Origin of the sequence: Mesorhizobium sp. ESP-6-2, from assembly GCF_020164675.1 — a bacterium.
In the GTDB taxonomy this organism is placed as follows: domain Bacteria; phylum Pseudomonadota; class Alphaproteobacteria; order Rhizobiales; family Rhizobiaceae; genus Mesorhizobium.
In genome coordinates, this window is record NZ_JAIUGT010000005.1 from 193,600 (window position 1) to 204,746 (window position 11,147).

General features: G+C 63.9%; 12 protein-coding genes and 1 other RNA gene. 4 read left to right on the forward strand and 9 right to left on the reverse strand.

What is annotated here, in order from left to right:
* Positions 1-120: 120 nt before the first annotated feature.
* The 7 genes from LB532_RS15835 to ffs all read right to left on the reverse strand — a co-directional run bounded on the left by LB532_RS15835 (position 121) and on the right by ffs (position 6,163).
* Positions 121-1,431, reverse strand: coding sequence for a lytic murein transglycosylase (locus LB532_RS15835; RefSeq protein ID WP_411908881.1), 1,311 nt, complete (start codon positions 1,429-1,431; stop codon positions 121-123).
* A gap of 16 nt (positions 1,432-1,447) precedes the next feature.
* The gene (gene recR, locus LB532_RS15840; RefSeq protein ID WP_140639987.1) at positions 1,448-2,053 is read right to left on the reverse strand and encodes a recombination mediator RecR; all 606 of its coding nucleotides are present in this window, start codon (positions 2,051-2,053) and stop codon (positions 1,448-1,450) included.
* A gap of 96 nt (positions 2,054-2,149) precedes the next feature.
* Positions 2,150-3,106: a cell wall hydrolase gene (locus LB532_RS15845; protein WP_140639988.1), complete on the reverse strand. Its 957-nt coding sequence runs from the start codon at positions 3,104-3,106 to the stop codon at positions 2,150-2,152.
* 196 nt (positions 3,107-3,302) lie between these two features.
* The gene (locus LB532_RS15850; protein WP_140496863.1) at positions 3,303-3,710 is read right to left on the reverse strand and encodes a hypothetical protein; all 408 of its coding nucleotides are present in this window, start codon (positions 3,708-3,710) and stop codon (positions 3,303-3,305) included.
* A 64-nt stretch (positions 3,711-3,774) separates the two neighbouring features.
* Positions 3,775-4,098: a YbaB/EbfC family nucleoid-associated protein gene (locus LB532_RS15855; RefSeq protein WP_140496865.1), complete on the reverse strand. Its 324-nt coding sequence runs from the start codon at positions 4,096-4,098 to the stop codon at positions 3,775-3,777.
* Between the two features lie 30 nt (positions 4,099-4,128).
* Positions 4,129-5,961, reverse strand: a complete 1,833-nt coding sequence (locus LB532_RS15860; protein ID WP_140639989.1) for a DNA polymerase III subunit gamma/tau — start codon at positions 5,959-5,961, stop codon at positions 4,129-4,131.
* Positions 5,962-6,066: 105 nt separating this feature from the next.
* Positions 6,067-6,163: signal recognition particle sRNA small type (gene ffs, locus LB532_RS15865), an RNA gene on the reverse strand.
* A gap of 146 nt (positions 6,164-6,309) precedes the next feature.
* Here ffs and LB532_RS15870 point away from each other — a divergent pair.
* From LB532_RS15870 to LB532_RS15880, 3 genes are read left to right on the forward strand one after another with little or no spacing between them, the layout of a single operon-like run.
* Positions 6,310-6,729 (forward strand): HIT family protein, encoded by a 420-nt coding sequence (locus LB532_RS15870; RefSeq protein ID WP_140496869.1) that lies wholly within the window; start codon positions 6,310-6,312, stop codon positions 6,727-6,729.
* 51 nt (positions 6,730-6,780) lie between these two features.
* Positions 6,781-7,722: an NAD(+) diphosphatase gene (gene nudC / locus LB532_RS15875; protein WP_140639990.1), complete on the forward strand. Its 942-nt coding sequence runs from the start codon at positions 6,781-6,783 to the stop codon at positions 7,720-7,722.
* A 19-nt stretch (positions 7,723-7,741) separates the two neighbouring features.
* Positions 7,742-8,044 carry a Dabb family protein gene (locus tag LB532_RS15880; RefSeq protein WP_140639991.1) on the forward strand — a complete coding sequence of 101 codons (303 nt, stop codon included), beginning with the start codon at positions 7,742-7,744 and terminating at the stop codon, positions 8,042-8,044.
* Between the two features lie 456 nt (positions 8,045-8,500).
* Here the strand turns inward: LB532_RS15880 and LB532_RS15885 are convergent, their stop codons facing one another.
* Positions 8,501-9,364 (reverse strand): prephenate dehydratase, encoded by an 864-nt coding sequence (locus LB532_RS15885; RefSeq protein ID WP_140639992.1) that lies wholly within the window; start codon positions 9,362-9,364, stop codon positions 8,501-8,503.
* 36 nt (positions 9,365-9,400) lie between these two features.
* Entirely contained in the window at positions 9,401-10,129 is a 729-nt protein-coding gene (locus tag LB532_RS15890) for a 3-deoxy-manno-octulosonate cytidylyltransferase (protein WP_140639993.1), read from the reverse strand.
* A gap of 192 nt (positions 10,130-10,321) precedes the next feature.
* On the opposite strand from LB532_RS15890, the gene LB532_RS15895 reads away from it, so the two are divergent.
* Positions 10,322-11,023, forward strand: coding sequence for a c-type cytochrome (locus LB532_RS15895; protein WP_140639994.1), 702 nt, complete (start codon positions 10,322-10,324; stop codon positions 11,021-11,023).
* Positions 11,024-11,147 lie beyond the last annotated feature (124 nt).

Below are 11,147 nucleotides of genomic sequence, written 5' to 3' on the forward strand. Positions count from 1 at the left end.
CTCGCGGCGGGCAACGAGCATTTATGCGCCGGCTCACTGGATCATAGTGGCAGGCGGGCGAGCCGGAGCAGGCGAAGGGCCAACAGAGGCCGGCAGTCGAGAAAAACCCAGATTTGGGAGTTACTTCAGCGCGGCAACCAACCCGGCATCGGGGAAGCAGGTGGCGCGCTTGCCGTTCTTTTCCTGCCAGGCGCCGATCGAGCGGCGGGTCTTGAAGCCGGGCAGTCCGTCTGCGCTGCCGACATCGTAGCCCTTGGCCTCCAGCGCCCGCTGCAGGGCGGCGATGTCGGAGCGGTGGAGGTCACCGACCGCACCCCAGCTGCCGGAAAAATTGGCATCGCCATGGGCGATGCGGTCGGCGCCATGGCCGATGAAGAGGGCATAGAGGTCGCTGGTGTTGTATTGCTTCAGCACGTAGAAATTGGGTGTAGCGATGAAGGCCGGGCCGCTGCGGCCGGCCGGCATCAGCAGGAAGCCCTCCGCCTTCAGCTCGCTCGCCGGGAATGCCTTGCCGCCGACACGCCTGATGCCCATTGCGGCCCATTGCGAGATTGTCTTGCCCTGGTCGGGGCCTTCGAGCGAACAGGAGACGCTCTCGGGCACGGTCACTTCGAAGCCCCAGCCACGTCCCCTCACCCAGCCATAATGGACGAGATAATTGGCGATCGAGGCGAGCACGTCAGGCGTCGAGCTCCAGATGTCGACACGCCCGTCGCCATCGAAATCGACGGCATGCTTGAGAAACGATGTCGGCATGAACTGCGGCTGGCCGAGCGCGCCTGCCCAGGACGATTTCATCGCATTCACCGGGGCCAATCCGCGCTGGACGATCTCGAGCGCCGCCAACAGCTCGGTGCGGAAGAAGTCCTTCCTCGTCGACATGAACGCCTTGGTACCCAGCACCTCGAAGGCGTCATAAGGCATCTTCGCCGCGCCGAAGCCTGTTTCGCGGCCCCAGATCGCCAAAAGGACCTCCCCCGGCACGCCATAGCGTTTCTCGATCGCGGCGAGCGTCCTGGCGTTGGCCGCCTCGCGCGTCCGCCCGCCCGATGTGACGGCGCGGATGGTCTTCTCGGCGAAATAGGCGCCGGGCGAGCCGAACTCGGCCTGATGCTGCTTCTGCGGTGTCTTCGGCTTCTCGCCGGGCATGACAAGATCGGGCAGTTTGAGATTGGGTGTGACGCCGTCGAAGGCGGCATCGAAGGTCTGCTTGGAAATGCGCTTGGCCTTGGCGTCAGGCCACAGATCGCTCCGAAGCCAGGCGCGGAACTGGTCGTCGATCTTGGCGGCCGAGGCGGGGGTGGAGAGGAACAGTGCAGCGAGCGCAGCCAAGAGGAATGCAAAACCAAATTTGCGAAAGTCGCGTTCTGTCGCGCCCCCCGCGCCACGGAACGCCAACTTTTGAGGATGCGGGATCATCGTGACAAGCATCCTTCCCCGCAATCTGTCAAAACGCCGTCCTGGAGCGCAGCGCTGCCGCCAGGGTGCCTTCGTCGAGATAGTCGAGTTCGCCACCGACCGGCACGCCATGCGCCAGCCGCGTTATCTTCACCTCGAAACCGGACAATTGATCGGTCAGGTAATGGGCTGTGGTCTGGCCCTCCACCGTGGCATTGACGGCCAGGATGATCTCCTTGACCTCGCCGCCGGCGACGCGGTCGACCAATGAGCGGATGTTGAGCTGATCGGGGCCGATGCCGTCGAGCGGCGACAGCGTGCCGCCCAGCACGTGGTAGCGCACGTTCATCGCCGCCGCCCGTTCCAGCGCCCACAGATCAGAGACGTCCTCGACGACGATCAGCGTGCCGGCGTCACGGCGCGGATCGCTGCAGATCATGCAGGGGTCAGACGTGTCGACATTGCCGCAGGTTGAGCAGATGCGCACCTTGTCGGCTGCCTCGCCCATGGCGGCGGCGAGCGGCGACAGCAGCTGTTCCTTCTTCTTGATCAGATGCAGCGCGGCGCGCCTGGCCGAACGGGGACCGAGCCCCGGCACTTTGGCCAGGAGCTGGATCAGGCGTTCGATCTCGGGACCCGCGATTCGCTTGGACATTGCCTGATCTAGAGCAATTCCACCAAAAGTGCGAAGCGGTTTTGCGTCCGGAACGCATCTCCAACCAGCGCATGCAGGCCGTAAGTGCGGCCCGCCTCAGTTGGTTTCGAGCGGACGGCTCTGGCTGACGATCATAGCGCCGATGGCATCGGTGTTTTCAGGCGTCGACTGGAACCCCATCGCCGCTTCCTGCGGCGCACCCTGCACCGAGGAAATGACCTTCGTGTTCAAGGTCCCGCCAAAACGAGCGGCATCGGGTTCCTCCATCGGCTCCTGCATCGCCACTATCGTCGGCTTCTCCTGGAGGCGCGCAGACTTTGCGGCCGGCGCAGCCGATGCCGTCACGTAGGCCTGCTGGGCCGGCTTGACGGAGCGCACCGGCTCCGCGGCGGCAGTCACGTAGGCCGCAGCGGTACGATCGGATGTCTTGGCCGGCTCGGCGGAAGCGACACGAGTCGCGGCAACTCCGGGCAAGGCTGCCGGCTGCTCGGCCGAGGCGACCGCGACCGTCGGTTCGTCCGGCAGCGGCTGCCAGTTGCGGCCGCGCTTCTCGTAGAACGCATTGCCGCCGGCGACCATGGTGTAATGCATGTTCTTGTATGGGAAGCGCAGGCCCGCGGTGTGGAAATACATCGTGTTCTTGAGCTTGGCCTTGCGCTCGCCCTTGAGCACGGCGTCGGCGGCTTCCTCGACATCGGGCATGGCACGCGAATTCATCGGCCTGGTCATGACGCCGGGCGCGAACTGGCCGCGCTCGCCCACCACCGCGCAGATGGTGTCGCCATGCTTGCCGGAGCGCAGCCGGTTCATCACGACAGTGCCGACGGCGATCATGCCATCGCGGCTCGACCGGTTGGATTCGAAGAACATCGCCCTTTCCAGGCATTCCCTGTCCTTCGGCGTGTGGTAGCCGCGGGAGCTCAGGAAACTCGGCGTGATGGCGTCGGTCAGGCTGGACATGCCGTGTGACGCGGTCTGGCTGCAAGCGGCCAGGAACAGGGGAGACGTGACGACGCCGAGCAACAGCGGCGTCTTCCATCGCGTGGCAATCAACAGGTAACCCTCTCACTTCGATGCCCGCCCCCAGGCTGCGGCAAGAATGAGACACTTTCGGGCAAAATGATGGCTAAAACGTTATTAGCGAGATGCTGTTGCCAAACTGGCACAGTTACGTGGCAAGATCCGGGCTTCAAGCCTTTGTTTTATGCAAGCCCTTGTCCATGCCGAGACCGCTTTTGGGTGACATGCATTATCGCCCGGCTGAAATCGCAGCCGGCCGTCCTGGCTCAATTTCTTCGAATTTCTCCGAGAACAGCCCGCGCTTCAGGAACAATGCTCGCGCATTCCGGGCGACCGGTGCGATCTTTCCCGGCCAGTCGCTGTCGATGAACTCGGACCTGGTGAAATCGGGGTTGGCCTCCCCGGCAGCCTCGAGGAAATCCGCGATCTCCAGCACGATGGCGCGTTCTTCCTTCGAGAGCGCCGAGGTGCCCGCTTCGATCGAGGGGCGATGCACGAAATCCTCGAACAGGTTGAAATAGCCCTTGATGCCGACGAGATCGACGCCGGCATCAGAATCGGCCAGGATTTCCAGGATCTCGTAGATCCTGTTGCGGATACGCTGCTCGATCAGCCTTTCGGACGGCTCTTCGGCCATGGCCAACTAGTCTTTGGCTTTATGCATGTCGTTATCCCCAAAACCATCGCACGGCGACATGCATTTAGAACGGCAGTTTCATTCCCGGCGGAATCGGCAGGCCGGCGGTCAGCGCCTTGGTCTTTTCCTGCATGATCTGCTCGACCTTGGCCTTGGCGTCATTGTGGGCGGCCAGAAGCAGGTCTTCGAGGATCTCGACCTCATCCTCCTTGAACAGAGACGGGTCGATCTTCAGCGACTTCATCTCGAACTTGCCGGTCAACGTGACGATGACCAGGCCGCCGCCGGCCTGGCCGACGGCTTCGACTGTGGCGATCTCGTCCTGCATGGCCTGGAATTTGGCCTGCATTTCCTTCGCCTTGCCCATGAGGCCGAGAAGATCTTTCATGGTCCGATCCTTTGCAGAGTCGTGGTTTCGTCAGGGTTCGTCGTCATCCGCCGGCGGCTCGACCGGCACTTCGGCTTCGACCGCGTCGGCTTCCGGCGCATCGGGAATGCGCACGTCGATGATCCTGGCACCAGGAAAACGAGCCAGGATGGCGGCGACCGTCGGATCGCTCTTGGCATCGAGCAAAGCGTTCTCGCGCCTGGTCGATTCCATTTCGGCCAGCGTCTGGCCGCCCTCTTCCTTCGACAGCGACACCAGCCAGTTGCGACCGGTCCAGGCGCGCAGCTTGGTCGTCAAATCGTTGAGCAGCATTTTGGGCGCATCGTCGGTCAGGCTGACGTCGATGCGGCCGGGCTCGATGCGCACGAGGCGGATGCAGCGCTTGACCAGCACCTTGAAGGCGATGTCACGCTGCGCGTCGGCAAGGGCGACAATATCGGCCAGCGATTTCAGCGGTATTGGCTGCGCCTCCGGCGCCGGCTGTACAGGCGCAACGAAGGCGGCCGGAGCGGGCGCGGCCTCCACCAGCCGCATGGTCTGCGCGCCGCCCGACCCGCCGGGCATGCGCGCCTGCGCCACTGCGCTGGCGCCGTTGCCGCCGGACGTGCCGCCATTACCGGGGCTCGCCGGCGCGCCGTTCGAACGCGGCGCGGCGCCCGGCGCCGGCAGGCCGTTCTTCAGCGACCTCAATGCCTCGTCCAGCGTCGGCAGGTCGGCCGCATGCGCCAGCCGGATCAGCACCATCTCGGCTGCACTTACCGGCCGGTTCGAGGACTGCACCTCCGGGATGCCCTTGAGCAGCATCTGCCACGTCCGCGACAGCACCTTGATCGAGAGCGTCCGAGCGAAATCGGCGCCGCGCTCGCGCTCGTCCTGCGACAGCGCTGCGTCGTCGGCGGCGGCCGGCACGAAGCGCAGCCGGGTGACGAGGTGATTGAATTCGGCAAGATCGGTCAGCACGGCGGCCGGATCGGCGCCGGTGTCGTATTGCGCGCGCAATTCAGCCAGTGCCGCGGCCACATCGCCCTTCATGACATGTTCGAACAAATCGACGACGCGGGCGCGATCGGCAAGGCCCAGCATCGCCCGCACGGCTTCGGCGCTGACCGCACCGCCGCCATGCGCGATGGCCTGGTCGAAAATCGATTGAGCATCGCGCATCGACCCTTCGGCGGCACGCGCGATCATTGCCAGCGCGTCGTCGTCCGCCTCGATGCCCTCCAGGCCCGCTATCCGGGCGAGATCAGCCTTCACCACAGCCGCATCGATGCGCCTCAGGTCAAAGCGCTGGCAGCGCGACAGCACGGTGATCGGCACCTTGCGGATTTCGGTGGTGGCGAAGATGAACTTGACGTGCGGCGGCGGCTCCTCAAGCGTCTTCAACAGGCCGTTGAAGGCCTGCGTCGACAGCATGTGCACTTCGTCGATGATGTAGACCTTGTAGCGGGCCGAGACCGGCGCGTAGCGCACCCGTTCGATGATATCCCTGATGTCGTCGATGCCGGTGTGCGAGGCGGCATCCATCTCGATGACGTCGACATGGCGGCCTTCCATGATCGCCTGGCAGTGCTCGCCCAGCACGGCAAGGTCGACGGAAGGCTGGTCGATTGTTGCCGTTTTATAATTCAGGGCCCGCGCGAGAATGCGCGCGGTCGTGGTCTTGCCGACGCCGCGCACGCCGGTCAACATCCAGGCCTGGGCGATGCGGCCGGTGGCGAAAGCGTTGGTGAGCGTGCGCACCATCGGCTCCTGGCCGACCAGCTCGGAGAAATTCGCCGGACGGTACTTGCGCGCCAGCACGCGATAGGCGCCGGCCTTGCCTATCTCCAGGCTTTTTGGTCCCGAATTTCCGGCTTCGCTCATTCGCCCGCAAAACTCCAAATGGCCGCGCCAAAAGGCGGCCGATTCCTGCGCATAGTTTCGCCCGCGCTGCAATGCGTCGTCAACGTCGCGAGAAGGGCCGATGAGGTGGGAGGCTGGAACAATGACCCGTTCCGGGCTCGTTAGGGCTGCTTCCTTCCGGACCTGACCCGGTTGGCGAGTGGATCGTCCACCACCAACCTCCCGCCGTCCATATCGGCAATTGCGCGACGAAATGCAAGGGCGCAGGCAAATCGGCTGCACCAGCCACGAGATTCGCTTGCAGCCTCGATGCAGCCGCTCTAGCGTTCATGAACTCTGAGGAAAACACCAAAAGCAAGGGAAACGCCGATGTTGCCGGGCCTGAAGGCCGGATTCACGCTGGATGCCCGGCTGGAGGCGGACAGCGAGCAGTTGATGTGGCTTGGGCTGTGTGAATTGCGCGTGATGAACGACCGCCGCTGGCCATGGCTGCTTCTGGTGCCGCAGCGGCCGGGCGTCGAGGAAATCCACGACATGACGCCGCTCGACCAGACAATGCTAACCTTCGAGACCAATATGGTGGCGCAGGCGCTGAAGAAGGTGACCGGCTGCACCAAGATCAACACCGGCGCGCTCGGCAACATCGTGCGCCAGCTGCACATCCATGTCATCGCCCGTTCGGAAGGCGATCCCGGCTGGCCAGGCCCGGTGTGGGGGCACGGCCTGCGCGAGCCCTATCAGCGCTCCGAGCTGCGCCGGTTTGCCGAAACGATAAGGGCGGCGCTATAAGCCTTCCCGTGTCCATCCCGAACGTGTCCATCCCGAACGCCCAGAGTCCGCATGAGCTTTAGCCTGTTTGACGCGCCCTTGCGCGAGCCGAGCCAATTCGTCGGCTTCGCCGGCAACAGTATCGACCGACAATCCGAGAACCGCGCCGACGATTCGGTCGACAAGGCGCTCGCCGATCCTGGAACCAGGCTGCTTCTGATGCAAGGCGGCCGCCTCTACCTGAAGGTTCGTGACGGCGGCTTCGATCCCTGGTTCGGCGTCGCCGAAAGCCTGCCCTTCCAGACCTTGCCCGGCAGCGGCGTGCTGCTTGGATTCTCCGACCAGGGCCCAGTGCTGGCGGTGACCGCCGGCCTCGAGCCGGAACAGCTTCCCGAAACGGTCAAGGCCATCGATTACCGCTCGGTCTATATGCAAGGCCTGATCGACGAAGCGGCCGCCGGCGCGATGGCGCAGGGCGCCGCGCTGCTCGCCTGGCACGCCAGCCATCGTTTCTGCAGCAAATGCGGGACCGAGTCGCAGATGCGGGCCGGCGGCTACAAGCGCCATTGCCCGAATTGCGGCACCGAGCATTTTCCGCGCACCGATCCGGTGGCGATCATGCTGACGGCGACGCGCGAGAAATGCCTGCTTGGGCGCGGCCGGCATTTCGCACCGGGCATGTACTCCGCCCTTGCCGGCTTCATCGAGCCGGGCGAGACGATCGAGGCGGCGGTGCGCCGCGAGACACTGGAGGAGGCGGGCATCCGGCTCGGCCGCGTCGTCTACCACGCAAGCCAGCCCTGGCCATTCCCCTATTCGCTGATGATCGGCTGTTTCGGCGAGCCGCTCAATGAAGACATCCAAGCCGACCTCAACGAGCTGGAAGACTGCCGCTGGTTCCTGCGCGACGAGGTGCGCCTGATGTTGGCCAGGGAGCATCCGGGCAATCTGATCACGCCGCCGAAGGGAGCCATCGCGCACCACCTGATCCGCGCCTGGGTCGACAGCGAATAATGGAAATCAGGAGAGGGAAATGATCCGCCATACCGTCGTGTTCACGCTGAAGCATCCGCCGCACTCGCTGGAGGAAAAAAGGTTCCTGGTCGACGCCAAGAAAATCCTTTCGGCGATCAGGGGCGTCACCCATTTCGAACAGCTGCGTCAGGTCAGCCCCAAGAACGACTACCAGTTCGGCTTCTCCATGGAATTCGCCGACCAGGCCGCCTATACCAGGTACAACGACCATCCCGACCATGTCGCCTTCGTGCGCGACCGCTGGATCCCCGAAGTCGCGACCTTCATGGAGATCGACTATGTGCCCCTTGGCTGGGGCTGAGATTGGATGAACGCAATGGCTGGGCTTCCAACGGCTACACCATCTGCGATTGGCAAGGCCCTATGAATTTCGTCATCGTAGGCGGAGCAGCCGCGAAGCGGCGTCGCGAAGACCCTAGGATCCATGCCATGAAGTCAGCCGAAAAAATCGGCGGCTGAGAATGGCGCTTTACACGCTCACTCAAAGAATTCTGCACCGCCGTGACACTTGCAGTTTACGGCATGGATCCTAGGGTCTTCGCGACGGAGCTGCGCTCCTGCTTCGCCCTTGAGCGGTTCAGCGTTTGATGGAATCGCCGACCCGCTCTAACTCCTTGTTTTTACGCAATTCCGGACGGAAAACCGCTACGCACTTTTCCTGGAATTGCTCTAGGATGACGAGGCTGGGGAGGCTCGGCCAATCCAGACGTGTGCGATAGTCCGCTGAAGTCGCCTGCTGGCGCCTGCGGCCAAGAGTCTAATCCGCCACCTTCCACTGCTCGCGTGACTCACTTGCCGGATAGACGCCGAGGATCCGCACCTCGCGCGAGAAGAAGCGAAGCTCGTCCAGCGCCAGCTTGACCAGCGGATCGTCGGGGTGGCCCTCGATGTCGGCGTAGAACAATGTCGCCGTGAAGGCGCCGAGCTGGTAGCTCTCGAGCTTGGTCATGTTGATGCCGTTGGTGGCGAAACCGCCCATCGCCTTGTAGAGCGCGGCCGGCACGTTGCGAACGCGGAAGATGAAGGTCGTCATCATCTTGGCGTCAGGCGACGGGCGTTCGGCCCACTGCTTGTTCTTGGTCAGGACGACGAAGCGCGTGACGTTGGAATCGGTATCCTCGACATTCTCCTCGATGATGTCGAGCCCATAGAGCGCTGCTGCCAATGCCGGGGACAGGGCGGCCATGGTACGGTCCTTGACCTCGGAGACCATCTTGGCCGCGCCCGCCGTGTCGCCGGCGACAACCGCCTTCCAGCCATTCTTGCGGACATATTTGCGGCACTGGCCGAGCGCATGGATGTGGCTGTGCACGGTCTTGATCTCGTCACGCCTCACACCTGGCAGCACCATCAGCTGGAAATGGATGGGCAGGAAATACTCGCCGACGATGTGCAGCCTCGATTCCGGCAGCAGATGGTGAATGTCGGCGACCCGGCCGGCGATGGTGTTCTCGATCGGGATCATGGCGAGATCGGCCTTGCCGGTTTCGACCGCGTTGAACGCGTCCTCGAAGGTCGGGCACGGCAGCGGCTGCATCGAGGGATAGACGTTGCGGCAGGCGGTGTCGGAATTGGCGCCGGGTTCGCCCTGGAAGGATATTCTGTTGGTCTTTTCAGGCATGGCCAATTCTCGGTTGAGGGAGTGCCGGTTCGGCTCTCAGTTTGAAAGGATCGTCCTGGCCCTTTCCAGGTCTTGCGGCGTGTCGACGCCGAGCGGCAGCGACCGCACGATCTCGGCGTCGATGCGCATGCCGGCCTCCAGCGCCCGCAACTGCTCCAGCCGCTCGCGGCGTTCCAGCGGCGACGGCTTGAGCGCCACGAAGCGCTCGAGTGCCGAGCGGCGATAGGCATAGAGGCCGATGTGATGATAGAGCGCGCCCTCGCCCCAGGGCGCGGTGGCCCGGGTGAAATAAAGCGCCCTCAGCCTGGTGGCCGACAGTGGCGAGCCAACGATCTTGACGACGTTGGGATTGGTCTTTTCCTCGTCGCGCTCGATCTCGACGCCGAGCGTTGCGATGTCCACCGCCTTGTCCTCGAACGGCCTGAGCGAGGCCACGATGATCGCGGGATCGATGGTCGGCAGGTCTCCCTGCACATTGACGACGGTTTCGACCTTGTTTGCCGGATCCAGCACCGTCAGGGCCTCGAATATCCGGTCCGAACCCGATTCGTGGTCCGATCGCGTCATCACCGCCTCGAAACCGTGCGCGCGCACGGCTTCCGCCACGCCTTGCGTGTCGGTCGCCACCACGACACGGCCAAGCCCGGCCTCGGCGGCGCGGCGCGCGACATGGACGATCATCGGGACGCCGGCAATGTCGGCCAGCGGCTTGCCCGGGAGCCGGGTCGAGGCCATGCGGGCGGGGATCAGGATCAAGGTGGACATCGGTTTGGCGGGCGTTCGAAAACGAGGAGGGGAAAGTGGCAAAAGGTCTCACTGGAAGCGCCCTTATAGGTGTTGCAACGCCGGAGCAAAAGACCTAGTTTCCGCGCGATTTGACCGGCTCTGGAGGGCAGGTCTCGATACCGACGGACGGAGTGGACGGTTCGGTCCGCCGGAAAAGGGAGCAAGGGGCGTATGGATTCCAACGAAGTCAACAAGCTGCTCGCCGGATTGCTCGGAACCGTTTTCGTGGTCTTCTCGGTCGGCATCGTGTCGGACGCGCTGTTTGCCTCGCCCGCTCCGGAAAAGCCAGGCTTCGCCATCGAAGCCGCCGAACCGGCCGAAGGCGGCCCTGCCGCGCCGGCCGCCGCAGCCAAGCCGATCGCCGATCTGCTGGCCACCGCCAATGTCGAGGCAGGTGCCGCCGTGTTCAAGAAATGCCAGGCCTGCCATTCCGGCGAAAAGGGCGGCCCCAACAAGGTCGGCCCGGATCTGTGGGATCTCATCGATCGTCCCGTCGCGGAGCATGAAGGCTTCGCCTATTCGGCCGGCATGAAGGAATTTTCCAAGGGCGGCACGGAAAAGTGGACCTACGACAACATCAACCACTTCATCACCTCGCCAAAGAAATTCGTGAAGGGCACGGCTATGGGCTTCGCCGGCCTACCCAAGGATGAGGACCGGGCCAACGTCATCGCCTATCTGCGCACGCTTTCGGACAATCCCAAGCCGCTGCCAGCACCGGGCGCTGCCGCCGATGCATCCGCCCCCGCCAAGCCCGCCGAAGGGGCCGCACCGGCCAAGCCGGCCGAAGGCGCAGCTCCTGCCAAGCCGGCGGCGCCTGCGGCTCCCGCCGCACCGGCTCCGGCCGCCCCGGCACCGGCGCCTGCTCAATAAACCGGATATCGTCTCGACGACCTTGAAAAAGCCGGGTTCAGCCCGGCTTTTTCGTTAGGAAACCGCATATGCGGCGACAAAGCCGCGCATGGCGGTTTTCACGCGCGGCAAATCATCTAGATTG